General features: G+C 71.5%; 22 protein-coding genes and 1 pseudogene. 13 read left to right on the top strand and 10 right to left on the bottom strand.

The features are described from left to right. Positions 1–34 precede the first annotated feature (34 nt). Positions 35–1,354, top strand: coding sequence for a diacylglycerol/lipid kinase family protein (locus VTA80_RS19250; RefSeq protein WP_407342683.1), 1,320 nt, complete (start codon positions 35–37; stop codon positions 1,352–1,354). A gap of 57 nt (positions 1,355–1,411) precedes the next feature. Beyond that, complete coding sequence (locus VTA80_RS19245) at positions 1,412–3,037, top strand: MFS transporter (protein ID WP_407342682.1); 1,626 nt, start codon at positions 1,412–1,414, stop codon at positions 3,035–3,037. On the opposite strand, the gene glgX is transcribed toward VTA80_RS19245, so the two are convergent. From glgX to VTA80_RS19225, 4 genes are all read right to left on the bottom strand, one after another. Beyond that, positions 3,008–5,188, bottom strand: coding sequence for a glycogen debranching protein GlgX (glgX, locus tag VTA80_RS19240; RefSeq protein ID WP_407342681.1), 2,181 nt, complete (start codon positions 5,186–5,188; stop codon positions 3,008–3,010). The two genes, VTA80_RS19245 and glgX, sit on opposite strands and share 30 nt — an antisense overlap. Continuing rightward, positions 5,185–7,956 (bottom strand): MGH1-like glycoside hydrolase domain-containing protein, encoded by a 2,772-nt coding sequence (locus VTA80_RS19235; RefSeq protein WP_407342680.1) that lies wholly within the window; start codon positions 7,954–7,956, stop codon positions 5,185–5,187. The genes glgX and VTA80_RS19235 overlap by 4 nt, the downstream gene beginning before the upstream one ends. Before the next feature lie 163 nt (positions 7,957–8,119). After that, the gene (gene moaA, locus VTA80_RS19230) at positions 8,120–9,181 is read right to left on the bottom strand and encodes a GTP 3',8-cyclase MoaA (protein WP_407342679.1); all 1,062 of its coding nucleotides are present in this window, start codon (positions 9,179–9,181) and stop codon (positions 8,120–8,122) included. Then, on the bottom strand, positions 9,178–9,936 hold the full coding sequence (locus tag VTA80_RS19225; RefSeq protein ID WP_407342678.1) for a helix-turn-helix transcriptional regulator: 759 nt from the start codon (positions 9,934–9,936) through the stop codon (positions 9,178–9,180). Before VTA80_RS19225 ends, moaA begins: the two co-directional genes overlap by 4 nt. Before the next feature lie 328 nt (positions 9,937–10,264). On the opposite strand from VTA80_RS19225, the gene VTA80_RS19220 reads away from it, so the two are divergent. After that, positions 10,265–10,618 carry an AMP-binding enzyme gene (locus VTA80_RS19220; RefSeq protein WP_407345818.1) on the top strand — a complete coding sequence of 118 codons (354 nt, stop codon included), beginning with the start codon at positions 10,265–10,267 and terminating at the stop codon, positions 10,616–10,618. Between the two features lie 18 nt (positions 10,619–10,636). On the opposite strand, the gene VTA80_RS19215 is transcribed toward VTA80_RS19220, so the two are convergent. Together VTA80_RS19215 and VTA80_RS19210 are read right to left on the bottom strand one after the other, a co-directional pair. Then, positions 10,637–12,358 (bottom strand): DUF5671 domain-containing protein, encoded by a 1,722-nt coding sequence (locus VTA80_RS19215; RefSeq protein ID WP_407342677.1) that lies wholly within the window; start codon positions 12,356–12,358, stop codon positions 10,637–10,639. A gap of 2 nt (positions 12,359–12,360) precedes the next feature. Beyond that, positions 12,361–12,810, bottom strand: a complete 450-nt coding sequence (locus VTA80_RS19210) for a hypothetical protein (RefSeq protein ID WP_407342676.1) — start codon at positions 12,808–12,810, stop codon at positions 12,361–12,363. Between the two features lie 419 nt (positions 12,811–13,229). Between VTA80_RS19210 and VTA80_RS19205 the strand changes: the two genes are divergently transcribed. The 4 genes and pseudogenes from VTA80_RS19205 to VTA80_RS19190 all read left to right on the top strand — a co-directional run bounded on the left by VTA80_RS19205 (position 13,230) and on the right by VTA80_RS19190 (position 16,053). Then, the gene (locus VTA80_RS19205; protein WP_407342675.1) at positions 13,230–14,051 is read left to right on the top strand and encodes an amino acid ABC transporter substrate-binding protein; all 822 of its coding nucleotides are present in this window, start codon (positions 13,230–13,232) and stop codon (positions 14,049–14,051) included. Positions 14,052–14,070: 19 nt separating this feature from the next. Further along, positions 14,071–14,738, top strand: a pseudogene (locus VTA80_RS19200) (amino acid ABC transporter permease). Beyond that, on the top strand, positions 14,725–15,504 hold the full coding sequence (locus tag VTA80_RS19195; RefSeq protein WP_407342674.1) for an amino acid ABC transporter ATP-binding protein: 780 nt from the start codon (positions 14,725–14,727) through the stop codon (positions 15,502–15,504). The pseudogene VTA80_RS19200 and the gene VTA80_RS19195 overlap by 14 nt, the downstream one beginning before the upstream one ends. A 39-nt stretch (positions 15,505–15,543) precedes the next feature. Further along, positions 15,544–16,053, top strand: coding sequence for a DUF2127 domain-containing protein (locus VTA80_RS19190; protein WP_407342673.1), 510 nt, complete (start codon positions 15,544–15,546; stop codon positions 16,051–16,053). On the opposite strand, the gene VTA80_RS19185 is transcribed toward VTA80_RS19190, so the two are convergent. Continuing rightward, complete coding sequence (locus VTA80_RS19185; protein WP_407342672.1) at positions 16,050–16,283, bottom strand: hypothetical protein; 234 nt, start codon at positions 16,281–16,283, stop codon at positions 16,050–16,052. The two genes, VTA80_RS19190 and VTA80_RS19185, sit on opposite strands and share 4 nt — an antisense overlap. 137 nt (positions 16,284–16,420) lie before the next feature. Here VTA80_RS19185 and VTA80_RS19180 point away from each other — a divergent pair, with 137 nt between their 5' ends. After that, entirely contained in the window at positions 16,421–17,782 is a 1,362-nt protein-coding gene (locus tag VTA80_RS19180) for a sensor histidine kinase (protein WP_407342671.1), read from the top strand. 73 nt (positions 17,783–17,855) lie between these two features. On the opposite strand, the gene VTA80_RS19175 is transcribed toward VTA80_RS19180, so the two are convergent. Next, the gene (locus VTA80_RS19175; RefSeq protein WP_407342670.1) at positions 17,856–17,981 is read right to left on the bottom strand and encodes a hypothetical protein; all 126 of its coding nucleotides are present in this window, start codon (positions 17,979–17,981) and stop codon (positions 17,856–17,858) included. Here VTA80_RS19175 and VTA80_RS19170 point away from each other — a divergent pair. From VTA80_RS19170 to VTA80_RS19160, 3 genes are all read left to right on the top strand, one after another. Then, entirely contained in the window at positions 17,980–18,699 is a 720-nt protein-coding gene (locus VTA80_RS19170) for a response regulator transcription factor (protein WP_407342669.1), read from the top strand. The two genes, VTA80_RS19175 and VTA80_RS19170, sit on opposite strands and share 2 nt — an antisense overlap. A gap of 26 nt (positions 18,700–18,725) precedes the next feature. Further along, positions 18,726–19,733 carry an alkaline phosphatase family protein gene (locus VTA80_RS19165; RefSeq protein ID WP_407342668.1) on the top strand — a complete coding sequence of 336 codons (1,008 nt, stop codon included), beginning with the start codon at positions 18,726–18,728 and terminating at the stop codon, positions 19,731–19,733. Positions 19,734–19,839: 106 nt separating this feature from the next. Further along, positions 19,840–20,310 (top strand): FMN-binding protein, encoded by a 471-nt coding sequence (locus VTA80_RS19160; RefSeq protein WP_407342667.1) that lies wholly within the window; start codon positions 19,840–19,842, stop codon positions 20,308–20,310. 16 nt (positions 20,311–20,326) lie between these two features. Here the strand turns inward: VTA80_RS19160 and VTA80_RS19155 are convergent, their stop codons facing one another. Continuing rightward, the gene (locus tag VTA80_RS19155; protein WP_407342666.1) at positions 20,327–21,190 is read right to left on the bottom strand and encodes a trypsin-like serine peptidase; all 864 of its coding nucleotides are present in this window, start codon (positions 21,188–21,190) and stop codon (positions 20,327–20,329) included. A gap of 26 nt (positions 21,191–21,216) precedes the next feature. Further along, entirely contained in the window at positions 21,217–22,359 is a 1,143-nt protein-coding gene (locus tag VTA80_RS19150) for an alpha/beta hydrolase (protein WP_407342665.1), read from the bottom strand. A gap of 236 nt (positions 22,360–22,595) precedes the next feature. Between VTA80_RS19150 and VTA80_RS19145 the strand changes: the two genes are divergently transcribed. Further along, on the top strand, positions 22,596–25,142 hold the full coding sequence (locus VTA80_RS19145; protein ID WP_407342664.1) for an alpha/beta fold hydrolase: 2,547 nt from the start codon (positions 22,596–22,598) through the stop codon (positions 25,140–25,142). Next, positions 25,139–26,095, top strand: a complete 957-nt coding sequence (locus VTA80_RS19140; protein ID WP_407342663.1) for an ABC transporter permease subunit — start codon at positions 25,139–25,141, stop codon at positions 26,093–26,095. The genes VTA80_RS19145 and VTA80_RS19140 overlap by 4 nt, the downstream gene beginning before the upstream one ends. Positions 26,096–26,230 lie beyond the last annotated feature (135 nt).

Below are 26,230 nucleotides of genomic sequence, written 5' to 3'. Positions count from 1 at the left end.
CACCCACCCCAGGGCCCGCGCATCGGGGCCCGTCGTGACGCGGCGGCGTTGGCAGGCCGCCGCAGCCCTGCTGCTCGTCGCGGCCGCGGCGGCGCTCACCCTCGTCACCGCATGGCGAGACTTCCCGCGCGGGCTCGTCGTCGTCGCCCTGCTGGTCCTCGCGGTCCTGGTGGCCTGGATGGCGATCCGCCGTCGTGGCACCGGCCGGACGGTCGCGCTGGTCGCCGCCGCGGGGTTGATCGTCGCCGCCGTCGTCGTGCTCGTCGCCGGTGGCGTGATCCTCGAGGGGCTGATCGCCGTCGGCCTGCTCGTGGCGGGGCTCGCCGCCGCGAAGGCAGCCCTCACCGTCCACGCCACCCTTCCTCCCGCGCCGCGGCCGAGCCACCCGATCATGGTGTGGAACCCCCGGTCGGGCGGGGGCAAGGCGGTCACGCATCACCTCGCCGACCAGGCCCGCGCGCGCGGGATCGAACCCATCGAGCTCACGCCGGGCGACGACCTTGTCACGCTGGTCCGGGACGCCGTCGCCGCCGGGGCCGACGGGCTCGCCGCGGCCGGCGGCGACGGCACGCAGGCGCTCGTCGCCAGCATCGCCGCCGAGCACGACCTCCCGTTCGCGTGCATCCCCGCGGGCACCCGCAACCACTTCGCGCTCGACCTCGGCGTCGACCGCGACGACGTCGTCGGTGCCCTCGACGCGTTCGTCGACGGCGGCGAACGCCGGATCGACCTGGCCGAGGTCAACGGCCGGGTCTTCGTCAACAACGTCTCCCTGGGCCTGTACGCCGAGGCCGTGCAGCGCCAGGGCTACCGCGACGCGAAGCTGCGCACGATCCTGGACACAGCACCCGACGTCCTCGGCAGCGACTCGACGCAAGCCAGCGAGCTGCAGTGGTCCGATCCCGAGGGCGCACGCCACAGCGCGGCGGCCGTGATCCTCGTCTCGAACAACCCCTACCGGCTCGGCCACGCGATCGGCTCGGGCACCCGCCCGCGGCTGGACGCCGGGGAGCTGGGGATCGCGGTTCTGGGCGGCACGAACGGCCAGAGCGCACCGGGCCGGAGCGACGGCAACGGCGGGGTGCTGTCGGCTCTCGAGCACCAGTGGTCGGCGACCCAGTTCGAGGTCGACGCTCCCGCCCCCGTCCCGGTGGGCGTGGACGGGGAGGCGCTCCTGCTCGACCCGCCGCTGCGGTTCACGTCGCGCCCAGCCGTGCTGCGCGTGCGCATCGCCCCGCAGCACCCGGGTGCATCGCCGTCGGCGGCGCAGCCCGAAACCATGGGCGCGACGATCGCCCTGCTCGCGCGCATCGCACTGCGGGGCGACACCCCCGGGACCATCCGCGCCGGGTGAGTCGCACTGCCGCCGTCCTACCCACGATGTGTTCGCCGTCCCGAGGAAGAGGTCGCGATGAAGCGCTGGTGGCCGCTGGTGGCGTTGGCCACCGCACAGTTCGTCATGGTGCTCGACCAGTCCGTCATGAACGTCTCGATCAGCACGCTCGTCAAGGACTTCGACACGACCGTGACGACGATCCAGGCCGTCATCACCCTGTACTGCCTCGTGATGGCGATGTTCATGCTCACAGGCGCCAAGATCGGCGACATCATCGGCCGCCGCCGGGCCTTCATGGTGGGCCTGGCGATCTATGGCGTCGGGTCGGCCCTGACCGCTGCGGCACCGACCGTTCTCGTCCTCGCGCTCGGCTGGTCGGTCCTCGAGGGGCTCGGCGCCGCGCTCGTGCTGCCCGCGCTGGCCGCCCTGATCAGCGGCAACTTCGCGGGGCGGGAACGCAAGATCGCCTACGCGGTGATCGGCGGCGTCGCGGGCGCCGGGATCGCCGTCGGCCCGATCCTGGGCGGCTGGGCGACGACCGAGCTGAGCTGGCGAGTGGTGTTCGTCGGCGAGGTCGTGCTCGTGCTGTTCATCCTCGTGATGTCCCGGCTGATCTCCGACATTCCTCGGGATCTTCCGGTTCCGCACCTCGATCTGGTCGGGACCGCGCTGTCGGCCACCGCACTCGGTGCGATCGTCCTCGGCACGCTGCAGTCGAGCACCTGGGGCTGGGTCCGCCCGAAGAACTCCCCGATCGAGCCGTTCGGGTTCGCCCTGACGCTCTTCGTCATCGCCCTCGGAGGTGCCCTGGCATGGGGCTTCGTGACGTGGCAGCGCCACCGGGAGGAGACCGGGGCGGACCCGCTGGTGCACCTCGACCTGCTCCAGGTCCCGCCCCTGCGTTCGGGGCTCGCCTGCCTGTTCAGCCAGAACCTGATCCTCATGGGTGTCTTCTTCGTCATCCCGCTGTACCTGCAGCTCGTTCTCGGCCTCGACGCGCTCCAGACGGGCATCAAGATGCTCCCGGTCTCGATCACGATGTTCATCGCGTCCGCACTCGGTTCGCGGCTCTCGTCGCGGTACCCGGTGCGCTCGATCGTGCGGTCCGGCCTGTCCGTCACCGTCGTGGCGGTCATCGCCCTGCTGGCCACCGTCCAGCCCGACCTGGCCGACGGCGCCTTTGCCGCATCGATGGCGGTGCTCGGCGTCGGCATGGGCCTGATCGCCTCGCAGCTGGGCAACGTGGTGCAGTCCTCGGTCGACGCGTCCGGCCGGGGCGAGGCGGGCGGACTGCAGTACACCGGGCAGCAACTCGGCTCGTCGCTCGGGATCGCCCTGATCGGCGCCATCGTGCTGGTGGGCCTGTCGGGTGCGTTCGTCACGAAGATCACCGATGACGAACGCATCAGCGCGGAGGTCTCCCAGCAGGTGAGCATCGCCGTGGAGTCCGGGATCGACTTCGTCTCGACGGACGCGATCCGCACGGCCGCGCAGGAGGCCGGTCTCGACGCGGCCACGACCGACGCGCTCGTCGAGGACTACCAGCAGGCCCAGCTGGGTTCGCTCAAGGCCGGTCTCCTGGCTGCGGCCTTCCTCGCGCTGGCGTCCCTCGCGTTCACCCGGGACCTGCCCCATGAGCGGCCGGCCGGGCGGACCACCGACGGCGCACGGTCAGGAGATGTCGCTTCCGGGAAGCGGTGACCTCAGGATCACGACCGACTCCGGTCCGACGGTGAGGACGTCGCCGACCAGCCCCTGGTTGGGCTCGACCCCCGTGGGGAGGGTCTCGAGCTCGACCGACCACTGCTGGTGGGTCCGCTCCGGAGGGATCGTGAAGTCGACCGGTTCCCGCCAGCCGTTGACCAGGACGAGGAAGTCGTCGTCGACCAGGCGCGAGCCGTCGCTCGCCTGATCGGGCGCGTCGTCGCCGTCCAGAGCCACGGTGACCGTGCGGGCCTGGGCGTTGTTCCAGTCCGCGGTCGCCATCGCGTCCCCGGCGGGCGTGAACCAGGCCAGATCCGCGAGATCGACGCCCGAGAGGTAACGCCGGCGGCGGAACACCGGATGCGCTTGTCGCAGGGCCACGAGCTTGCGAGTGAACGCCAGCAGCCCATGGTCGACCGTGGACCAGTCGAACCACGTGAGCTCGTTGTCCTGGCAGTAGGCGTTGTTGTTCCCCTGCTGGGAGCGGCCGAGCTCGTCGCCACCCAGGAGCATCGGCACCCCGAAGGACAGCAGGAGCGTCGTGAGCAGGGCCCGCTGTCGGCGCTGCCGGCCACGCAGCACCTCGGGGTCGTCCGTCGGCCCCTCGACCCCGCCGTTCCAGGACCGGTTGTCGTCCGTGCCGTCCCGGTTGTTCTCGCCGTTGGACTCGTTGTGCTTGCGGTCGTAGGAGACCAGGTCGAGCAACGTGAAGCCGTCGTGCACCGTGATGAGGTTGATCGACGCGGTCGGGCGGCGGTCGGAGGTGTGGAACAGGTCCGACGAGCCGGCAAACCTCGTGGCAAAGTCCCCTAGTTCGTGGTCCTGGAGTCGCCAGAAGTCCCGCATCGTGTCGCGGTAGCGGCCGTTCCACTCGCTCCACAGCGGGGGGAACCGGCCCAGGTCGTAGCTGTCGGGCTGACCCACGTCCCAGGGCTCGGCGATCAGCTTGACCTGGGAGATCACCGGGTCCTGGTGCACGATGTCAAAGAATGACGCCAGCTTGTCGAACTCGCCCTCCTCCCGCGCCAGGGTCGGGGCGAGATCGAACCGGAACCCGTCCACGTGCATCTCGGTGACCCAGTACCGCAGCGAGTCCATGATCAAGCGAAGGGTGCCCTGGTCGTGGACGTTGAGGGAGTTGCCGCACCCGGTCGTGTCGACGTACTTGCGCGGATCGGCCGGGTCGAGCCGGTAGTAGGCAGGGTTGTCCAGACCGCGGAAGCACAGCGTCGGACCACCGGGACCTCCCTCGGCGGTGTGGTTGAACACGACGTCGAGCACGACCTCGAGGTGAGCCGCGTGCAACGCGCGGACCATCTCCTTGAACTCGACCACCTGGCCACCCGGCCGGTGCGCGCGCGCGGCGGCCGAGTAGCCGGCCTGCGGCGCGAAGTACCCGATCGTGTTGTAGCCCCAGTAGTTGGTCAGCCCGCGGGACCGCAACGACTCCTCGGGCACACTCTGGTGCACGGGCAGCAGCTCGACGGTGGTGATGCCGAGATCGACGAGATGACTCAGGGCGGCCGGGTGCGCGAGACCGGCGTAGGTCCCCCTCAGCTCGGGCGGGACCCCCGGGTGCGTCATCGTGAAGCCCTTGACGTGCACCTCGTAGATGATCGAGTCGGCCAACGCGTGCTCCGGGCGCCGGTCGCCGCGCCAGTCGAAGTCCGGGTCGACCACGAGCGAGAACGGCACGTGGTTCGCGGAGTCCAGCGTGCTGGGGCGGTCAGGGTCCCCGGGATCATGGTCGAGGAGCTCCGGGCCGAAGACCACGTCACCTTCGGTGGCGCGGGCGTAGGGGTCGAGCAACAGCTTCGCGGGGTTCGTGCGGACCCCCCCGGCAGGGGCGAACGCTCCGTCGGCCCGGAAGCCGTACCGCTGGCCTGCGCCGACACCGTCGATGAAGCCGTGCCAGACCCCGGCGTCGACATCGACCAGCGGGATCTGGGTCTCGGCCCCGTCCTTGTCGAACAGGCAGAGCACCATCGCGTCGGCGACCCCGGAGCTCACCGCGAAGTTGGTGCCCGGGGTCCCGTCCGGCGCCTCGCCGACCGTGGCTCCGAGCGGGTAGGCGCGGCCGGGCCGACGGCGGCGCCTCGGGTCCTCATCGACGGACGGGCGCCCGGACGATCTGGTCGTGGTGGTCATGATGATCTCCGTTCGTCGAGCACACGCGGCAGGTCGGCGGTGGCGTAGATACCGGATCCGGGTCGCCCCCGGATCAGGTCGGCGACGAGTCCCGTCCAACCGGTCTGGTGCGTCGCGCCCAGCCCGGCGCCGTTGTCGCCGTTGAAGTACTCGTTGAAGGTGAGGTTGTCTCGCCAGGCCGGGTCGGTCTGGAAGACCTCGACCCCTCCGTAGCTGGCCCGGCGCCCGTCGGCACCGACCGTGAACAGCGAGATCAGGCGGCGGCGCAGGTCGGCGGCGATGACGTCCAGCGTGCGGAGGGTGCCCGACCCGGTCGGGTACTCGACGGTCAGGCCGTCACCGAAGAAGTGGTGGTACCGCTCGAGCGCGCTGATGACGAGGTAGTTCAGCGGGAACCACACCGGGCCGCGCCAGTTCGAGTTCCCCCCGAACATCGCGGTGGTCGACTCCGCCGGCTCGTAGTCGATGGTCGCCCGAACCCCGTCGAGGTCGATCTCGAACGGGTCGCCCCGGTATCTGGCGGACAGTGCCCGAAGCCCGTACGGGGAGAGGAACTCGGCCTCGTCGAACAGCAGGCGGAGCACCGACCGCAGTCGATCCGGGTCGATGACCGTGAGCAGCAGCCGACGCTCACCGCTCGCGCCGGCGAGGAGGCCCTCCGCCGTGAGCCGCTCGGGACCACCCAGCTCCGCCGCCCACCGGGCGAACCGCTTGCCCAGGAGCTGGGAGCGATCGACATGCTCCTCATCGACCACCGCGCCCGCGAGCAGCGGGATGATCCCCACCATGGACCGCACGTTCATCGGGATCCGGATGCCGCTCGGGGTGATCAGCGTGTCCTCGAACAGGCCGTCGTCGAGATCGCTCGGCAGGTCGTCCATCGCCTGCCTGATCGCGGAGAAGTGCTCGAGGAACTTCAGCACCAGGTCGGAGGTCGGCCGGTATCCGGACTTGCTCAGGATGCGCGCGATGCTCGCCATCGAGAGCGCGTAGAAGGCCATCCACCCGGTCGCGTCCGACTGCTCGAGGCGGGCGCCCGGAGGAAGGTGCGACCGGTCGAGCGGCCCCAGGTTGTCCAGGCCGAGGAATCCGGCCTCGAACAGGTTCGACCCGTCGGCGTCCTCGCGGTTGACCCACCAGGTGAAGTTGATCAGGAGCTTGTCGAAGATCCGGCTCAAGAAGTCGAGGTCGTCGCCGCCGTCGATCGCGAACACCTCCAGCGCCGCCCACGCCTGCACCGGGGGGTTCACGTCGCCGAAGTCCCACTCGTAGGCGGGCAGCGCCCCATCGGGGTGCTGGAACCACTCGCGGCACAGCAGGAGGAGCTGGTACTTGGCGAAGCTGGGGTCGATGTGCGCGAGCACGACCGCGTGGAACGCGAGATCCCACGCCGCGAACCAGGGGTACTCCCACGGGTCGGGCATCGACATGAGGTCGAACGCGTCGAAGTTGGTCCACCGGGTGTTGCGGCCCGATCGCCGCTCGACGGGTGGGACCGGCTGTGTCGGGTCGCCGTCGAGCCATCGCCGCACGTCGTAGGCGTACAGCTGCTTGGACCACAGCATCCCGGCGAACGCCTGGCGCATGACCGAGCGCTCGTCGTCGTCGGCGTCGGCCGGGGCGAGGTCCGCGTAGAACTCGTCGGCCTCCCGCAGACGGAGCGCGGCCACCTCGTCGAACGCGGTCCCGAGCAGCGCGGCGCGCGCGGCCGCCGTGCCGGCCGCGCCACGGGAGCCACCCCTGGCCGGCCCGAGCCGGAGCTTGAGCTCGATCGTCTGCCCCGGTGCGACCTCGACCCGGTACCACCAGGACGCCTTGGTCCCTTCGAGGTCGGGATTGACGGTCGGGCGCCCGTCGACGACGTGGTCGTTGATGGCGTCCTTCGGGTAGGCGGACGTCGGCGCCGCACCGTAGAGGCGCGCAACATTGGTCTCGTTGTCGCAGAACAACGGCGTGGGCGCGGCGCCGTCCGGGCCGACGCCGGCACACAGCTCGAGCGGCCCCAAGAACGGGTGGTCGATGGCGATCGTGCTCCCGGGGCCGCCGCGCAGGCTCGGCTTCGGGGCACCGACGTCCCAGGACCACGTGTTGCGGAACCACACGGTCGGCAGCACGTGCAGCGTGTCGGTCTGAGCACTGTCGTTCGTGACCCGGACCGTCATCAGCAGATCCTGCGGATCGGCCTTCGCGTAGTCGACCTCGACGATCCACATGCCGTCGTCGAACGCACCGGTGTCCAGCAGCTCGTACTCGGGCTCGGTCCTGCTCCGTCCCCCGTTCGTCACCACCAGGTCCTCGTACGGGAACGCCGACCGGGGGTAGTGGTAGCGCCACCGGTTCCAGGCGTGGCTGGGCACCGAGTCGAGGAACCACCAGTAGTCCTTGACATCCTCGCCGTGGTTTCCCTCGGGACCGGCCAAGCCGAACATCCGCTCCTTGAGGATCGGGTCCCGCCCGTTCCACAGCGACAGGCCGAGGCAGAGCCGCTGCTCCACGTCGCTGAAGCCGGCCATGCCGTCCTCGCCCCAGCGGTAGGCGCGCGACCGGGCGTGGTCGTGCGGCAGGTACTCCCAGGCGTCGCCCTTCGCGCTGTAGTCCTCGCGCACGGTGCCCCATTGGCGCTCGCTCAGGTACGGCCCCCACAGGCGCCACTCGCCACCGTTGCGGAGCCCGTCGGCGAGCTGGCCAAGGGCCTGGACCCGTCGGCGTTCCGCCCCGATCGGGGCCTGCGGCTCGGTCTGGAACCGATCGCGTGCGGGATCGGACATGGCGCGCTCCTCGAGTCCGGGGCTGGGACGGTCGTCAGATCCCAGGCTCACAGCGGCGAGGAGAGACGGGCATCACCCCCTGCGGGTTACTCGGGTCCCGCGGCACCGGGACCCTCGACCGCTCTTGCGCAGCAGCTGCAGAGCGCCTGATCGCCCTCGTCGCCTAGCCCCCGATGTACGACATCTCGACCCGGCCGTCGGGCGTCGGCGGCCGACGCGTGGAGTGCCCGCGCAGCTCCGAGTACCGGTCCGAGCGAGCACGCCAGATCCCGCCGATCACGGCGGCCAGGTCCTCGTCCGAGGCCCCGGCCCGCAGCAGCGCGCGCAGGTCCTGCCCACGCGTGGCGAACAGGCACGTGAAGAGCTTGCCGTCCGTCGAGATCCGCGCCCGCGTGCACGCACCGCAGAACGCCCCCGTGACCGAGGAGATCACACCGATCTCGCCGCCACCGTCCCGGTAGCGCCACCGCACCGACACCTCACCCGCGTACGCGGGCGGGACCTGCTCCAAGGGCAGCTCCGCGTCGATCCGCGCGAGCACCTCCGCGGAAGGCACCACCTGGTCCATCTGCCAGCCGTTCGTGGCACCCACATCCATGTACTCGATGAACCGCAGGATCACGCCCGTGCCCTTGAAATGACGCGCCATCGCCACGAGGTCGTGGTCGTTGTGGCCCCGCTTGACGACCATGTTGACCTTGACCGGGCCGAGCCCCGCCTCGGCCGCCGCCCGGATCCCGTCCAGCACCGTGGACACGGGGAACGCGACGTCGTTCAGCGCCATGAAGGTCGCGTCGTCGAGCGAGTCGAGAGAGACGGTGACCCGGCCAAGGCCGGCGGCCTTCAGCGCGGGGGCCTTGTTCGCGAGCAGCGAGCCGTTCGTGGTCAGGGCGATGTCCAGCGGGTCCCCCTGCGGCGTCCGCAGGGCGCTCAGGTCGGCGACCAGCACATGCAGGTCTTTGCGCAGCAGCGGCTCGCCGCCGGTCAGCCGGATCTTGGCGACCCCGTGCGCGGCGGCGATCCGGGCCAGTCGGGTGATCTCCTCGAACGTGAGCAGCTCGGCGCGCGGCAGGAAGGCATGGTCACGACCGAAAGCCTCCTTGGGCATGCAGTACGTGCACCGGAAGTTGCAGCGGTCCGTCACGGAGATCCGCAGGTCCCGCAGCGCCCGGCCGCGGGTGTCCTCCAGCCGGCCAGACTGCCCGACGGCGTCCGAGGCGGTCACAGCGCGACCTGCACGCCGGCGGCCTTGGGGGTGAGGTGGACCAGGCACAGGTCGGGGTGCGCGAACGGTTCGAGCCGGACCGCCGTGGTCGACGCGTGCAGCTGCTCGAGCGCCCCCTGCATCAGACCCAGGTGGACGCCGCACACGACGTCACGATGCTCGCGTGCGACGTCGCCGAACGGACACCGGTGCAGCTCGATCAGCGTCGAGCCGTCCGCGGCGCGGCTGCCCGGCACGTCCCGGCCGGCCTCGGGGTAGACCTCGGCGACGGCGGGCTCGAAACCGACGGCCACCAGCAACGCGCACAGGCGATCGACGACGACGTCGTCGTCGACCCCGCTGCCGTCGGGGACCTCGCCGCCTGGGCCCCCGACCCGGACGGCCTGGTGGCCCCAGCGACTGCCGAGGTCCGCGGCGACCGCGCCGGGCGCCGGGACGCTCGCCCCGACCGCGCCGGCAAGGAGGCCGGCGAGCATGCGGTAGGGGTCCGCGGGGTCCGCCACCGTGCCCGCCACCGCCGCGAAGTTCAGGCGGGGGCGACCCGGGGTGGCCCGCGGGCTGACCGAGCTCTCGACGAGCCGGGCCTCCATGAGCTGGTCGAGATGTGCGCGCACGGTGTTCGGGTGCAGGCCCACCCGCTGCGAGATCGCCTGGACGTCGAGCGGGCCGTCGGAGCGGACCACCTCGAGCACCGCGACTCGACTGACGCCGGACAGCACGCGGTGAGTACGGGAGTCGATCGGGGCAGGGAGCACGAGTGTAGTTTTCCTCGAATGTGATGTGAAAACAATCCAGCGGGCTCGGGTGCGCGCGCAGAACCTCGCACCGCCCCGCCGGCGTGCCCTGGCCGGGACCTTGGACTCTGCCCGCGCGATCGAGGTCAGCGGACCGTGGAGATGACCGGACTTCCCCCAGGAGGCGCCGATATGTCGCAGCCCCGGTCCGAGGTCGAGCGGATCCGCCGCGGTGACGTCGCAGTCGTCGTGGCGCCCGGAGAGCACGTGAACCTGCCCCAGGGCGAGGGGCTCAACATCGCGCACGAGGCCGGGCTACTTCTGGTTCCTCGGCCGGTCCGACGACGTCATCACGTCCGCCGGCCGCCTCATCGGACCGTTCGAGGTCGAAAGGGCCCTGCTGGAGCACCCCGCCGTGGGCGAGGCCGGCGTCATCGGCAAGCCCGACCCGCTTGCCGGCGAGATCGTCAAGGCGTTCGTGGTGCTCAACCCGGGCGTCACTCCCGACGCCGCGCTCGAGCGCGAGCTGATCGGCTTCGGCCGCTCGAAGCTCGGTGCTGACCTGGCCCCTCGCGAGCTCACGTTCGTCGACGACCTCCCGCACACCCGCAGCGGCAAGCTCGTGCGCCGGCTGCTTCGGGCCCGGGAGCTCGGCCAGCCGATCGGCGGCCCGTCCACCCTCGAGGGCGAGGACTCGCCCTGATCCACGACCCGGCGCGCCCTAGGGCCGCTGCATGGCGACGGTCCGGAGCCCGGCCGGTCCGGCGACCACCGTGACGGCGTCGGTCGCGCACGCGCGCACCGCAGCCACGACATCGTCGACCACCCACCGGGGGGCCAGCCCGTCGGCGCGCACCCACAGGTCCACGCGTGCCCCGGTGACGCGCTCGACCGCGCGACGCAGGTCGTCGTCGGGCGCGCCGATGAGAACGATGTAGCGCGGGCCGCGACGAGCCTCGGGCGCCGGGAGCCGCGCGCGGTCGTCCCGGTAGACCGTCCAGTGGTAGCCGGAGATCGCGCCGGTCGCGAGCAGGATGGCGACCGGGACGCGCATGGCGCGGACCACCTGGGCACTGAACCCGTCCTGCAGCGTGCCCTGGATCCCGAGGAACGCGGCCACCAGCACCGCCACCACCGCAGCGACCCCGCCGAGGCCGAAGAGCACGAAGAGGTAGATCCGCCGGGTGGGCGAGGCGAGCTCTGCCGGGTCGCCGGTCCGCGCCTGGCGCCCCACGCGCGACCAGAACACCCACCACAACGGGCCGCCCACGAGCAGGAGCGTCACGCTGGCCAGCAGCGAGTTGGCCACCGAGGTGCCGACCTCGACCGCTGCGACCGGTACCAGGGCCTCGACGAGCGCGACGACCACCAGCGTGATGCCGACAGCGGCGGCGAGCAGCGCGATCCCGGACATCAGGTACTCGTAGATCCGGGTCACCTCGGTGCGTTCCGGGGTCGCGGCCGCGAGCACCTGCTGGTGGTACCACCAGGTCGCGCCGCCGACGACGACGCACGCGGCCGCTGTCGCTGTGCCATCGAAGTGCACGGTGGCCTGCGTTGAGGCGGGCTCACCGGCGAACCAGACCAGCACCTGGTACAGCGCGACGCTCGCGCCGACGACGGCCAGGACCAGCGACCCGCCGACCCCAGCGAGGAGCACGTAGCCGAACCACAGCGCGCCGCGTTGCGACGCAGCCAGGCCGCGCCACCAGTACACGACCCAGACCGGCACGCCGACGACGACGGTCGCGGCCGCCGTGGCGAGCGGGTTCCGCGTCCCGACGAGCAGGGTGTTGGCCTGGTCCACGAGCAGGGCATCGACCGACGCGCCGAGGAGCAGCACCAGCCCCGCCACCGTCGTCGCGAGCCCGATGAGCGATCCGAGCACGAGCTGCGCCTGCCGACGCTCGGCGGCCAGCAATCGGCCGGCCACGAGCCAGTGCGCCAGCCAGACGAGCGCCCACACGACGAGCTGCGACAGCGCGATCCCGTCGAGTCGCTGCTCGGCGAGCGCGGTCGCCACGACGGCGTGCAGCGCGACCATCGCCACGACGAGGGCGGTGAGCGGCGCGACGGTGAGATAGAAGGCCCAGCCGAGCGAGCGCGCCTCGTCCGGGTCCTGCTGCAACCGGCGTCGCGACCAGACCGCCAGCAGGGCGAACATCGGCAGGCCGAACACGGTGAACGTCAAGGCCCGCGCGAGAGTCGTGCGGTCGTCCCCCGCGAGCGCCGGCGGAGAGAACAGCAGGCCGAGCAGCTCGGACAGGCCGACGGCGGCGACGATCATCAGCACGTAGAGCAACAGGTACTGGAAGAACCGTCGGACGCTGTGCGCGTCGGCACCCGGCGCGCCGGACCGTCCGCCGAAGCGGCGCACCGCCCAGATCACCAGCACGATCGGAACCACGAGGGTGAGGATCGAGAAGATCAGCCCGAAGAACATCGTCAGCCCTTCGTCACGCCGCAGGAGTACAGCAGCCAGGTGGACCCGGCGATCTTCCAGGCCCCGTCGTCCCGCACTACCGTGACCCGCTCGGTGTGGGAGTACCCCGAGGAGCCGAACAGATCGTCGCCCGCACCCTCGGTCACGTCGACCGTCACGACCGCGCGGTCGCCGTCGACGGCGGTGCCCTTGAGCACGACCTGCGCGGAACCGGGCGCGTAGGCGGCCGACACGTCCGACAGGTCGCACCCGGACGACGGCGCAAGCAGATCCGCCGCCGCCGGGTAGTCGCCGTCGACCAAGGCCTGCAGGTACTGCTGGACGACGCCCTCGGGCGTCCCGGGGTCGACGTCGGGCGCCGACCTGTTCGCCACGACCACCCCCGCGACCACGGCCAGGAACACGATGGCTCCGACGAGAAGAGCGAGAACGCGATCCGGTCGGGTGGCCATACGACCAGTATCGCGGGCCGCGTCCGCTCACTTGCTTGCAGGGGCGCAAGTCCCGCCGGGATCGACCGGGTCTTTCGGGTGCGCTGGATCGACCCGAGCCCAGGTTGTGGTGAACTGTGCCTATGTCCCGTCACCTCACCGCCCGCCCGCTTACGGCTCCTGCCGCGGCGCCGGCGTGTTGTCGGGGCACCCGCTCCTGCTGTTGAGCTGAGCGAACGGCCGAGCCCTTGCGGGCGTCGGCCATCGGGGACAGCCGAGCGTCCCACCCCCGTGCGCACCGCCCCGGGCACTGCTGTGTGCCCGCGCCTGCCTGCCGATCCCTCGCGTCTCGGCCTCCTCCTCGCGTACGGCACCACCCGGCGCCCCGCTCCCCTGTCGTACCGGCCCCGACCCGGGCCCCACTGTCTGGAAGGACTCCCATGAAGAACTCCACGAAGGCCCTCGGCGGCCTCGCCGCGATCGCGACGATCACCCTGGCCCTGGCGGCGTGCTCGCCGTCGAGCGCCGAGCCCACGGGCCCGGCCGGAACGACCGACGACTCGCTGGCCGCCGTGCAGAAGGCCGGCACGCTGACCGTGGGCACGGAGGGCACCTACCGCCCGTTCTCGTTCCACGAGGACGGCTCGGGCGAGCTGACCGGGTATGACGTCGAGGTCATCAAGGCTGTCGGCGACAAGCTCGGGGTCAAGGTCGCCTTCGAGGAGACCCAGTGGGACGCGATCTTCGCGGGCCTGCAGGCCGGCCGGTTCGACGTCATCGCGAACCAGGTCTCGATCACCCCTGAGCGCACGGCTGAGTACCTGTTCTCCGCGCCGTACACCTACTCCACCGGCGTGATCGTGGTCCCGTCCGACAACACGTCCATCACGTCGTTCGCCACGCTCGCGGGCAAGACGACGGCCCAGTCCCTGACGAGCAACTGGTACACCCTGGCCACCGACAGCGGCGCCACCGTGCAGGGCGTCGAGGGCTGGGCGCAGTCGGTCGCCCTCGTCGAGCAGGGGCGCGTGGACGCCACGGTCAACGACAAGCTGACCTACCTCGACTACAAGACCCAGACCGGCGCCGCGGGGCTGAAGATCGCCGCCGAGACGGATGAGCGGTCCGAGAGCGCGTTCGCCTTCACGCAGGGCAGCACCGAGCTGGCGGACGCGGTCGACGACGCGCTGGCGAGCCTGAGCGCGGACGGCACCCTCGCGAAGATCTCCACGACGTACTTCGGGACGGACGTGTCGAAATAGTCCGGCCGGGTTCCCGACGATGAACCCGTCCGCGGGCGAGCTGTTCCGCAGCTCCCTGTGGCCACTGGTCCGGGGCGCGCTCACCGGGACGATCCCGCTGTCGCTGATCTCGTTCGCGCTCGGCCTGCTGCTTGCGCTCACCCTGGCGCTGATGCGGCTCTCGGGAACCGGTGGCTGGCGAACCTCGCGCGCGGGTACATCTCGATCGTGCGCGGCACCCCGCTGCTCGTGCAGCTGTTCGTGATCTTCTACGGGTTGCCGTCGATCGGCATCCTCATCAACCCGTGGCCGAGCGCGGTGCTGGCCTTCTCGCTCAACGTGGGGGGCTACGCCGCCGAGGTCATCCGGGCCGCGATCCTGTCCGTGCCCCAGGGGCAGTGGGAGGCGGCCTACATGATCGGCATGTCCCGACGGCGGTCGCTGACCCGGATCATCCTTCCGCAGGCGGCCCGGGTGTCGGTGCCGCCGCTGTCGAACACCTTCATCAGCCTGGTCAAGGACACGTCGCTCGCCTCGTTGATCCTCGTCACCGAGCTGTTCCGCGAGGCGCAGCAGGTGGCCGCGTTTAGCCAGGAGTTCATGCTGCTCTACCTCGAGGCCGCGCTCGTGTACTGGGTGATCTGTCTCGCACTGTCCACCACGCAGAGCGTGCTCGAGAAACGATTGGACCGCTATGTCGCCCGTTGATCCCATGCCCAGCGGGGCCGTGCTGACCGTGCGCGGCCTGGCGAAGAGCTTCGGGACGAACCGCGTCCTGGACTCCATCGACCTCACCGTCGCACGCGGCCGCGTCCTCGCCCTGATCGGCCCGTCCGGATCGGGCAAGACCACCATCCTGCGCTGCCTGAACGGCTTGGAGACCGCGGACGGCGGCACGATCGAGCTGGCCGGCGGGCTGTCCCTGGACTTCGCCGGCACGCCCTCCAAGCAGCAGCTGACCGCGCTGCGCGACCGCTCCGCGATGGTGTTCCAGCACTACAACCTCTTCCCGCACAAGACCGTCCTGGAGAACGTGACGGAAGGGCCCGTCGTCGTGCAACGACGCCCCCGGGCCGAGGCGACGGCCGAGGCGCTCGCGCTGCTCGATCGCGTCGGGCTGACGGACAAGGCCGGGAGCTACCCGCACGAGCTCTCGGGCGGGCAGCAGCAGCGGGTCGGGATCGTGCGCGCCCTCGCGCTGAGGCCCGAGCTGCTGCTGTTCGACGAACCGACGTCCGCGCTCGACCCGGAGCTCGTCGGGGACGTGCTGCGGCTGATCAAGGAGCTCGCCGGCGAAGGCTGGACGATGGTGATCGTCACGCACGAGCTCGAGTTCGCGCGCGAGGTCGCCAGCGAGGTGGCGTTCGTCGACGGTGGCAGGATCGTCGAGCGGGGAGACCCGCGCGAGCTGCTCCGAGACCCGCAGCACGAACGCACCCGCCAGTTCCTGCACCGCCTCCTGAACCCCTTCTGACGGGTCCCCACCCGCTCCCGGTCGACCTACAGTGTCCGCATGAGCTGGTTCCGCCCGGCATCCGTGCTCGACAAGGTGTTCGAAGGTGGGCTCCTGCTCAAGGGCGTGTCCGGAGCGCTCGAGCTCTTGGCCGGTCTGCTGCTGTTCTTCATCAGCCCGGCATCGCTCGCCGGTCTGCTGAGCTTCATCACCCAGCGCGAGATCGCCGAGGACCCGCACGACCGGATAGCCACGTTCATCCTGCATTCGGCCGACCACTTCAGCTCGGGCAACAAGGCCTTCGCGATCGCGTACCTCTGGGTCCACGCGGCCATCAAGCTCATCGCCGTCATCGGCATCCTGCGCAACAAGCTGTGGGCGTACCCGTTCTCGCTGATCACCCTGGGCCTGCTGATGCTGTTCCAGATCTACAGCATCGTGGTGAGGTTCTCGCTCGGGATGGTGGCGCTCACGCTCTTCGACGCGGTCATCCTGTGGCTCATCTGGCGTGAGTACGCGAAAGTGCGACCAGCGCCCGCCACCACGCGATCAGCCGGCCTGCCGCACTAGGTGCCGTCGACGTTCGCCGGTAGGCGCGTCCCGGGCTGCACGGCGGGTCCCCCCTCGCCGAAGAACGGTGCGGGGACGTCCCGCCGGGTCGGCTGGAGGTCGAGCTCGTGCGTGGGCCGAATCCGCGCGGGCGGGGAACCTGCGACGGCGAGGCGGGACGGTCGCGGGGCTCGTGCCCGGACGATCCGCACCCCCGTGGACGTGCTGTCGTGCGCGGTCGCTGTCCTCATGGTCGTCCGTCCTCTCGGCCCTCTCGCGGAGCGGGTTCTCCCGACTGCCCCACCCTGACACCCGGCCCATGAGAAGACGATGAGAGTCGTCATCCTCGTCCGCGCCGGGCACGCACCGCTCCTGTACGGTCGGCGCGATGAACGGTCCTGGTTGGCGACGGTCCTTGGCGACGCGGCTCACCGTGGTCGCCACGGGGGCGAGCGCGATCGCCCTCGTGGCGCTCCTCGCGGCGTTGTACGTGATCGTCATTCACCAGGTCGACGCAGCGGTCGTTGCCGGGCTGCGAGCGCGGGCGGCGGACCTCGAGGCGACGATCAGCATGGACGGCGCCGCCGCGCTGGCCGCCGAACCCTTCGCCCAGCTCTACGACGGCGGCGCGGTCCAGAGCTCTCCGTCGCTCCGCGACGGCCAACGCCTGGTCCCCGAGCAGCGCCAGGTCCCGGCCGGCGGGCAGCTCGTGCTCACCCAGGACGTGAACCTGCCGGGCAGATCCGAGACGCTCCAGGTACTCGCGCAGACCCTCCCCGACGGGAGGGTCCTCGCGGTCGGTACCTCCCTCGAGCTGCGAGACAGCGCCGCGGACCGCCTGCTGGTCGGCCTGGGCGTCGCCGGTCCGCTGCTGCTGCTGCTGGTGGCAGCCACCGTCAACCGGGTCGCCCGGGCGGCCCTGCAGCCGGTCGCCGACCTCACCCGGGAGGCCGCCAGCATCACCGCCGGCGAGGACACCGGACGCCGGTTGACGGTGGTCCCGGGCGACGACGAGATCGCCCAGCTCGCCGCCACCCTGGACGCCATGCTCAGCCGGCTCGCGGTGGCCTTCGAGAACGAGCGCGCCTTCGTCGACGACGCCTCGCACGAGCTCCGAACCCCGGTGGCGGTCATCCGCGGCGAGCTCGAGCTCGCGTTGTCCGATCTCGCCGACGGCCCCGGTGTCGAGGAGAGCCTGCGCGCGGCGCTCGCCGAGGCGGAGCGCCTCTCGAAGCTGAGCGAAGACCTGCTGGTGCTCGCCCGGGAACGGGCCGGAACCCTCGAGCTACGGCGCGAGGTGGTGGACGTCCGCGGGCTCCTGCACGCCACGGTCCGGCGCCTGCACCGCGCGACCGGCCTCGAGCTCTCGGTCGACTGCCCCGCGCTGCAGGTACGCGGCGACGAGCCCCGCCTGGAGCAGGTTCTCGCCAACCTGGTGGTCAACGCGGCCGCGGCGGGCGCTCGTACAGCCGTCCTGCGGGCTGCCGCGAAACCCGGTGACCACCACGCGCACTGGGCCTTGTCTGTGGAGGACGACGGACCCGGCTTCCCGGCAGGATTCGCCGAGGCGGCCTTCGGCCGATTCTCGCGTGCGGACCCGGCTCGGACCCGGACCGCCGGGGCGGGGCTGGGCCTGTCCTTGGTCGCCGCGATCGTGCACGCCGCGGGCGGGTCGGTGACGGCCGGGAACGACAGCGCCCTCGGGGGCGCAGCCGTCCGCATCCAGCTGCCCCAGAACCTCGACGGCTGAGGGGCGGGTCGCCTCGCTCTCATCGAGCTCTCATCCACCCGCGCACATTCTGGGATCACCACCGACTCCCCTGTCAGGAGATCCCGATGACCATCTGGACCAGCTCGCACCCGAGCACTGCCCCGTCCCCGTCGATCGCGAAGACGGCACCCCGGCGCACCGATGCGGCGGTGGCCCGCGCTCCTATGCTGGCGGACATGCGACTGCTCGTCGTCGAGGACGACCCAGGCATGGCCTCGTTCCTCTCGCGCGCACTGGCCAAGCAGGGGTACTCGGTGGTGGTGGCCGGCACGGGCGAGGATGCGCTGTGGAACGCCCTGGAGAACGACTTCGACGCCGTGATCCTCGACGTCATGATCCCCGCACCCGACGGGTTCGAGGTGCTGCGCCGCATGCGCGCGCAAGGACGCTGGGCCCCCGTGCTCATGCTCACCGCGCGGGACGCCGTACCCGACCGGGTGGCGGGGCTCGACGCGGGCGCGGACGACTACCTCACCAAACCGTTCGCGCTCGACGAGCTCCTCGCGCGGCTGCGCGCGCTCACGCGGTCCGACCCGCGCGAACGACCGGTCGTGCTCGAGGTCGGCGACCTCACTCTCGACCCCGTCAGCCGCGAGGTCCGCCGCGGCGCCGACCCGATCACGCTTAGCCCGAAGGAGTTCGCGCTCCTCGAGGAGCTCATGCGCCACTCGGGCGAGGTCCTGACCCGCACCTACCTGCTCGACCACGTGTGGGACTTCGCCTACGACGGCGACTCCAACGTCATCGACGTCTACGTGCGCTACCTCCGCAACAAGATCGACCGACCCTGGGACCGGGCCACCCTCCAGACGGTGCGGGGTGTCGGGTACCGCCTCACCGAGTACGACCAGGACGATCCGCGAATCCCCGCACCGAAGGGCTCACCCGACCACTGACCGCGCCCGTGTGATTGGGTGGCCAGATGAGGTTCATCGCCGCTTCCGGTCCGCTCGGGCACCGTCGACGTCAGCCTTTCGTCGGCGCCGCCATCGTCGCCACCGTGCTCGCCACCGTGGGCGCGTGCGCAGCAGGGGGACAGTCCCCCGGCGCGGCCCAGGTCGAGCTCTCGCCGGCTCCGGGCTCGGCCTCGACCGCGGCCCCGAGCACGGCACCAACGGCGACGGTACCGGCCACCCCGGGCGTGACGATCACGAAGGTGCTGACCATCGTGCTGGAGAACCACGGCACGGACGCGGTGCGAGCCGGGATGCCCGACCTGATGAAGCTCGCCGACACCTACGGGCAGACGTCGCGTTACCGCGCCGAGACGCACCCTTCTCTGCCCAACTACCTCTCGATGGCGGGCGGCTCCACGTTCGCCGTGACCGACGATGCACCGCCCGCCGACCACCCCGTCTCCGGGCCCTCCGTGTTCGATCTCGCACTCGCCGCAGGACGGACGGCCCGGACGTACGCCGAGGGCATGCCGACCAACTGCGCCCTGACGAAGGACGGCCGTTATGCGGTCAAGCACAACCCCTGGGCGTACTTCGCGGACGCGTCGTCCCGCCAGGCGTGCCGGGTCGACGACGTCCCGCTCGGCACCCACGCGGCGGGACCCCTGACGGACGACATCGCGGCCGGCACCCTGCCCGAGGTGGGCATGGTCGTCCCCGACCTGTGCAACGACGCGCACGACTGCCCCCTGGCAACGGCGGACGCGTGGGTCGACGCGTGGGTCACCCAGGTGCAGCAGGGACCCGACTGGCGCGCCGGGCGCCTCGCGGTGGTCGTCACCTTCGACGAGGCGGAACGGAGCAGCGACAACACCGTGCTCACGGTCGTGGCGGCGCCGAGCCTGGACGGCCAGGTCGTCGACGACGCACTCACGCACGCGTCCTGGACCCGGTGGATGAGTGATCTCGTCGGTTCACCCGCGCCGAACGACGCCCACGACGCGCCCTCGCTCGGCGCAGCGTTCGGCCTCTAGACCGGACCCGGCGCCGCCACACCGCACCGCATTCAGGGGTCGTACACAGGTGGCGGCCAGGTATGTCCCAGACATCGTCGCAAGGGTGATCCCGAGAATTCCTTTCGTGCGCGCAGGAACGGAGCAGACCATGCGCCGCATCGTCATCGCCCTCGGGACGACCCTGACCGGGCTGGTTCTCCTGCTGTCCTACTCGACGAGCCTCAACCGTGGGTCGATCGGGGGGACGCTCGGGTCGGGCGGGGCGGCGCCGGCTCCCGGCACTGCTCCGGCCGCCGGTGCCGCCCCGGCGGCCAACACCCCCGCGACCTACGACGGCGACGCCTCCTCGACCCCGTACGGTCCGGTCCAGGTGCGGATCACGGTCGCGGGAAGCAAGGTCACCGCGGCCGAGGCCATCCAGCTCCCGTCCGGGAACGGCTACGACGAGCAGGTCAAGCAGTACGCCGTCCCCGTCCTCAACCAGGAAGCGGTCGCGGCGCAGTCCGCCAAGATCGCCATGGTCTCCGGCGCGACGTACACGAGCGACGGCTACGTGCGGTCGCTGCAGAGCGCGCTCGACCAGGCGCACCTGTGACCGCGGCCGCGGGGCATCACCCGCAGTCGCTGCCGTGCGGGGTCGGCAGCCGATCGGGGGTCGCCCCGCTCACCGCACGCTCGTAGACGGCCAGGGTGTCGCGGTCGAACACCGGGCTGTATGACGTGTAATCGAGGCAGCCCCCCGCGTGCAGCCCGCCGATGATCCCGCTCACCACCGGGACGTGCCCCTCGTCGCGCGTCAGCCAGGGCGCGCCGCTCGTGCCCGAGGTGTAGCCGTCGCAGTCGAACGCGGGGTACCCGGCGAACGAGTAGGTCGCCGTCGTGCACGTGATCGGGCGGGCGTCGAAGACATCGGCGTAGGTGAGGACCTCGACGAGGCTGCCCGGCTCAGGCGCCACCCCGAGGGGGTTGCCCGCCACGACGTCCCGCAGGCGAACGCTGCGCCCCGCGTGCACCTGGGCGGCCACCACCATGAAGGCGTAGTCGTGCTGCGGATCCTGATCGGACGTCCAGCGCGGGTCGACGTAGACGGCCGCCACGTCCCATCGCCCGAAGGGCGCCGCACCCGCGCGGTACCCCGGGGCGAACGTCACGTCGCTGCCCGTCCCGCTCAGGCAGTGGGCCGACGTCAGCACGATGTCGCCACGGTCGGCTAGAGCGGGGTCGCCGGCGGCGGAGCTGATCACGCTGCCCGTGCAGTCGTGCGGCCCGTCGGACCCGTCGACGAACACCGCACCGACCGCTGCCGAACCCTCCGTCGCGGTCGCGACCGGGATCGAGCTCGGGACCGCGCGCCCGGCCCCGGATGTCGTCACGGCAAGCAGCGCGAACCCGCCGGCGGCGAGCACGGCGAGCAACCAGACCACGAGCCCCCTCGGCAGGCGGCGCGAGGGCAGTGTCGCGTCAGGCGGGCTCATGGTCTTTCGTGTCCCCCGTCGCAAGGTCAGGTCGGCATGTGCTCCGACACGAACACGAGACCGTACGGGATCCCGAGGCGCGCCATGGTCCAGTTGTGCGTCTGGTGCGGCTCCGTCCGGAACAGCACGTCCTGACCGCGGGCGCGCAGCTGCGCGACCAGCGGTGCGACCGCGCTGCCCGGTCCCCCGCCGCCCAGCCCACCGACGTCGAGGAATGCCGCGACCGGGTGCGCGAACGTCATCGTCGGCAGGTAGAGCGCGGGCGAGTGGGCGGCGAGCTCGGCCGGTGTCGAGAGCATGGCTCGCCCGCCCGAGCCCGGATCACCGTACGGCTCCAGCGCGATGATCGAGCCGTACAGCTCGGGATGCCGCAGCCCCTGATCTAGTGCGCAGAAGCCCCCCGACGACATCCCGCCGATCACCCGGTGCTGCCAGTCCGCCAGGGTTGCGTAGTTCGCGTCGGTCCAGTGCACGACGACGTCGTTGAGGTAGGTCTCCACCTGGGAACCGCCGCGGGTGGAGTTGAGGCACTCGGAGTCGTCCTGGCCGGCGCCGTTGACCTCCGGCGCGACGATGATCATCGGTCGCACGAGCGCCTCGGCGATCAGCACGTCCATGACGTGGGCGATGTCACCCCCCGTGCTCCAGTCGGACGACTGACCCGGCGTGCCGTGCAGGAGATAGACCACCGGGTACCGCACACCGGCAGCGGCGTCGTAGCCGGGCGGCGTGTAGACCCAGGTCACCGACGCCGGCATCCGGAGAGCGGCCGGCACGGCGATCGTGCGCGATCGAAGCTCCCCCGTGCCCGCCCGCGCCACCGTGCGGTCGCCCGTCATCAGGAGCCAGGCAGCAGACGTGTTCGGCACGTAGCCCACCTGGGTGTTCACGGCGAAGCCCCCCGCGAGCACCAGCGTGACGACCGCGCCGACGACCGCGGGCCACCGCCGACGACGACCCGGGCGACGATTCAGCCAGCCGCGCCGAGGCATGCTGCGAACGATCGTGAGTGCGACGAGGAGGACGGCCACGACCACCAGCGCGGAGGTCGGCTGCCAGCTCCCGAGCCAGTCGCTGCCGACCGCGAGCGCGGCGCGCGCCGCCCGGGGCAACGAGGCTGCCGTCTCGGGCGACGGCAGGGCGGACGGGTCCGTGACGGGGTGGATCACACCATCATCGTGCCCCCTGCCGTTCGCGCCGAACGCGGAATGAGCCGAGGGCATAACGACGGTCACGAGCGTGATTCGAGAGATAAGGTCCACCTCGCACGCTAGTGAGCCGCCCGCGGCCCTCACGGCGTGAACGGCCCTGAAGCCGGCACCTGAGCAGTCCCGATCGGGAGGTCCACCGCCATGAGCTTGCCGATCGCGGCCGGTGGATCGACGCGACACCCCGGGATGTGGCCGTGACGCGCCGACGTCGGACGCGCTGGGTGGTCGTCGCGGTCGTTGCGGTGCTGACTGCCGGGGGTGCCCTCGTCGCGGCCGACCTCCGGTCCGGCCCAGCGATCGCCACCCGGTCGCAGCTCGTGGCGGGCGTGCCCGAGGCGGGAGCCGCCGTCGAGCTGGACACGACCGTGTACCTCCCCGCGACGACACCGGCGCCGGCGGTCCTGCTGGCGCACGGGTTCGGCGGGTCGAAGGCCGACCTGGACGCGCAGGCGCGCTCGCTCGCGGAGCACGGGTACGTCGTGCTCGCGTACACCGCGCGGGGCTTCGGCCGGTCGGGCGGGCTGATCCATCTGGACGCCCCGACGTACGAGGTCGCCGATGCCAGCGCGCTGGTCTCCTACCTGGCGACCCTGCCACAGGTGAGAACGGACTCCCCCGGCGATCCGCGCGTCGGGGTGGCGGGGTCCTCCTACGGGGGCGGCCTCGCGCTGCTGCTCGGCGGCCTCGACCCGCGCGTCGACGCGATCGGTGCGGACATCACCTGGAACGACCTGTCTCAGGCGCTGTTCCCGAACGGCACCGGGACCGAGCCCGGGGTGTTCAAGAAGCTCTGGGCCGGCCAGCTGTTCGCCTCGGCCGCGGGCCAGGTCGGCGGGGCCTGCGGACGGTTCGATCCCGACCTGTGCGCCGCCTACCAGCGATCCGCCACCTCAGGCGTGCCGGATGCTGCGATCCTCTCCCTGCTGGCGGCCTCCAGCCCGGCCGGCGTCCTCGACCGGATCACCGCCCCGACCCTGCTCAGCCAGGGCGAGGACGACTCGCTCTTCCCGCTCGGGCAGGCGGACGCGAACGCCCGGGCGATCGCCGCAACCGGTACCCCGGTCAAGGTGGTCTGGCGGGCCGGCGGGCATGACGGCGGGACCTCGCGCACCGAGCTGGTGCAGAACCTCGAGAACTGGTTCGACCCGGTGCTGCGGGGAACCGGACGGCCGGACACCACCTTCGAGGTGACCGTGCCCGGCTCCGGCATCTCCGCGACCACGGGCCGAACGGTGTCCCAGAGCCTGCAGCTCGACGGCGGCTACGTCAGCGACCAGACGGTGGCCGCGCCCCTGAGCGGCGAGCCGCAGACGATCTACGCCCCCGCAGGCGGCAGCCCGGCCGCCGTCACCTCCGTCCCGGGGCTCGGCGGGCTGCTCGGCACGGCCGCCGGCCTGAGCGGGACACCGAGCCTGTCCGCGATCCCCGGCCAGGTCGCGACCTTCGACACGCCACCCTTGGAGACAAGTCGACTGGTAGCCGGGTCCTCTACCGTGTCGCTGCAGATCAGCTCCCCGGATGCGGCCGACGCCACGCTGTTCGTCAGCCTCCACCACCTCGGTGCGGACGGGTCCGACACGCTCCCGTCCGGCCTCGTGGCGCCGGTTCGACTCACCGGTCTCACACCCGACGTGCCCCAGACAGTCACCGTCGCGCTGCCCTGGGTCGTGGAGAACGTGCCGGCCGGTGACCACCTGGCGGTGCAGGTCGCGACGACCGACCTCGCCTACGCACTGCCCCTCTCGCCGCGCAGCTACACGATCGCGCTGGCCGACCCCACGGTGACCGTGGCGACCCTCGACGGACGCTTCGTGCGCACCGGGCAGCCGTGGCTCTGGCTGGCCGCCGGGCTGGCCGCCATGACCACGATGATCCTCGGGACCTGGCTCGCCTCGGTCCGCCGACGGCGCCGGCGCAGCGTCGTCGCGGAGCTGGCCGGCGTCCCGGTGGCCATCGACGACCTGGTCAAGGAGTACGGCGACGGGTACCGCGCGGTCGACGGTGTGAGCTTCCGCGTCGAGGCTGGGCAGGTCGTCGGCCTGCTCGGTCCCAACGGGGCAGGCAAGACCACGACGCTGCGCGTGCTCATGGGACTGATCCGACCGACGTCGGGCACGGTGCGCGTGTTCGGTGAGCTGGTGGAGGCCGGGGCCCCCGTGCTGTCCCGGATCGGGTCCTTCATCGAAGGACCCGGGCTGCTGCCGCACCTGTCCGGACGCGAGAACCTGCGGCTCTTCTGGGCCGCGACGGGACGACCCGAACAGGATGCCGAGCTCGAGACGGCACTGGAGATCGCGGGCCTCGGCGCATCCGTCGACCGGCGCGTGCGGACCTTCAGCCAGGGCATGAAGCAGCGCCTCGCGATCGCGCAGGCGATGCTCGGGCTCCCCGAGCTGCTCGTGCTCGACGAGCCCACGAACGGTCTCGACCCGCTGCAGATCGCCGAGATGCGCGAGGTGCTCCGCCGGTACGCGGCGACCGGCCGAACGGTCGTGATCTCGAGCCACCTGCTCGCCGAGGTCGAGCAGACCTGCAGCCATGTCGTGGTGATGCACAAGGGCGCGCTCGTCGCGGTGGGGTCGGTCGCCGAGATCGCCGGCGCGGGAGCCATGCAGCTCGCTGTGACCGACCCGGAACGCGCCCAGAAGATCCTGTCCGCCGCCGGCGTCGACTCCCAGGCCGTGCCGGCACGGCGCGCCCTGGAGGACATCTTCATCGAGATGGTGGGATCCGACCAATGAGCGACCACTCGATCGCCGACAGCCCGGAGCTGCGACCGGCACCCACCCGACGCGGGGTCCACGACCGGCTCATGCAGCTCGCGGCCGTGCGCGACAACGGGTTCCGACCCGGACGAACCCTGCGCGTCAGCGTCGAGTTCGCCCGCCAGCTGCGACGACGGCGCACCCAGCTCGCCGGGCTGGTCCTGCTGGTGCTGCCCGTGGTCATCGCGCTCGCGTTCCGGGTCTCGTCGTCGACCGGGTCCGGCGGCGGCGGGCAGGGGGCCTCGGGGTCAGGGTCGGGGTCGGCGCTCGTGAGCCTGGCCACCAGCGGCGCGACCAACTTCGCGCTCTTCACCGAGTTCGCCGCGGCCGGGTTCCTCCTCGTCGTCGTCGTCGCCCTGTTCTGCGGCGACACCGTGGCCAGCGAGGCGAGCTGGTCGTCCCTGCGCTACCTGCTCGCGATCCCCGTCCCCCGGGCCCGGTTGCTGCGGCAGAAGCTCTTCGTCGCCCTCAGCCTCAGCTTCGGCGCCAACCTGCTGCTCCCGACCTGGTCCTACCTCGTGGGTGGCATCTCGTTCGGCTGGGCACCGGGGCAGTCACCGCTCGGCGGCACCTTCACCACCGGGGTCGCCCTCCAGCGGCTCGGGGTCGTCGTCGCGTACGCCTGCATCCAGTCGTTGCTCGTGGCGGCGCTCGCGTTCCTCCTCAGCGTGCTCACCGATGCCCCCCTGGGCGCGGTGGGCGGCGCCACGATGCTCGTGGTCGTGTCGAACATCCTCGACTCGATCACGGCGCTCGACCCGTACCGCGTGCTGCTGCCGACCCACTTCCAGTACTCGTGGCTGGATGCGCTCGGGCAGCACATCGTCTGGGACGACATGCTGCGCGGCACGGGGGTGGCCCTCGTCTACTCGGCTGTCTTCTTCGCCCTCGCGTGGTCCCGGTTCCAGCGCAAGGACATCGTCAGCTGAGTCGCACGGCCTGACCATCCCAGGTGCGGTCCCCCGCCGACCCTCTGTGCAGGTCAGTGCGCTGCGGCCGACTATCCTTGCATCCCGGCCCGGGGGGCGGTCGGGATGCGTTCGGGTGCGATCCGCCCTCGCCGT

The sequence above is a fragment of the Pengzhenrongella phosphoraccumulans genome (genome assembly GCF_045689905.1).
GTDB classification, from domain to species: Bacteria; Actinomycetota; Actinomycetes; order Actinomycetales; family Cellulomonadaceae; genus Pengzhenrongella; species Pengzhenrongella phosphoraccumulans.
The sequence above is the reverse complement of the archived record's forward strand: the minus strand, read 5'-3'. Positions and strand labels throughout refer to the sequence as shown.

Excerpts from the sequence above, each read along its gene's own strand:
- VTA80_RS19245 (WP_407342682.1), top strand. The coding sequence starts at position 1,412 with ATGAAGCGCTGGTGGCCGCTGGTGGCGTTGGCCACCGCACAGTTCGTC.
- glgX (WP_407342681.1), bottom strand. The coding sequence starts at position 5,188 with ATGACCACCACGACCAGATCGTCCGGGCGCCCGTCCGTCGATGAGGAC.
- VTA80_RS19235 (WP_407342680.1), bottom strand. The coding sequence starts at position 7,956 with ATGTCCGATCCCGCACGCGATCGGTTCCAGACCGAGCCGCAGGCCCCG.
- VTA80_RS19215 (WP_407342677.1), bottom strand. The coding sequence starts at position 12,358 with ATGTTCTTCGGGCTGATCTTCTCGATCCTCACCCTCGTGGTTCCGATC.
- VTA80_RS19210 (WP_407342676.1), bottom strand. The coding sequence starts at position 12,810 with ATGGCCACCCGACCGGATCGCGTTCTCGCTCTTCTCGTCGGAGCCATC.
- VTA80_RS19205 (WP_407342675.1), top strand. The coding sequence starts at position 13,230 with ATGAAGAACTCCACGAAGGCCCTCGGCGGCCTCGCCGCGATCGCGACG.
- VTA80_RS19195 (WP_407342674.1), top strand. The coding sequence starts at position 14,725 with ATGTCGCCCGTTGATCCCATGCCCAGCGGGGCCGTGCTGACCGTGCGC.
- VTA80_RS19190 (WP_407342673.1), top strand. The coding sequence starts at position 15,544 with ATGAGCTGGTTCCGCCCGGCATCCGTGCTCGACAAGGTGTTCGAAGGT.
- VTA80_RS19185 (WP_407342672.1), bottom strand. The coding sequence starts at position 16,283 with ATGAGGACAGCGACCGCGCACGACAGCACGTCCACGGGGGTGCGGATC.
- VTA80_RS19180 (WP_407342671.1), top strand. The coding sequence starts at position 16,421 with ATGAACGGTCCTGGTTGGCGACGGTCCTTGGCGACGCGGCTCACCGTG.
- VTA80_RS19170 (WP_407342669.1), top strand. The coding sequence starts at position 17,980 with ATGCGACTGCTCGTCGTCGAGGACGACCCAGGCATGGCCTCGTTCCTC.
- VTA80_RS19175 (WP_407342670.1), bottom strand. The coding sequence starts at position 17,981 with ATGTCCGCCAGCATAGGAGCGCGGGCCACCGCCGCATCGGTGCGCCGG.
- VTA80_RS19165 (WP_407342668.1), top strand. The coding sequence starts at position 18,726 with ATGAGGTTCATCGCCGCTTCCGGTCCGCTCGGGCACCGTCGACGTCAG.
- VTA80_RS19155 (WP_407342666.1), bottom strand. The coding sequence starts at position 21,190 with ATGAGCCCGCCTGACGCGACACTGCCCTCGCGCCGCCTGCCGAGGGGG.
- VTA80_RS19140 (WP_407342663.1), top strand. The coding sequence starts at position 25,139 with ATGAGCGACCACTCGATCGCCGACAGCCCGGAGCTGCGACCGGCACCC.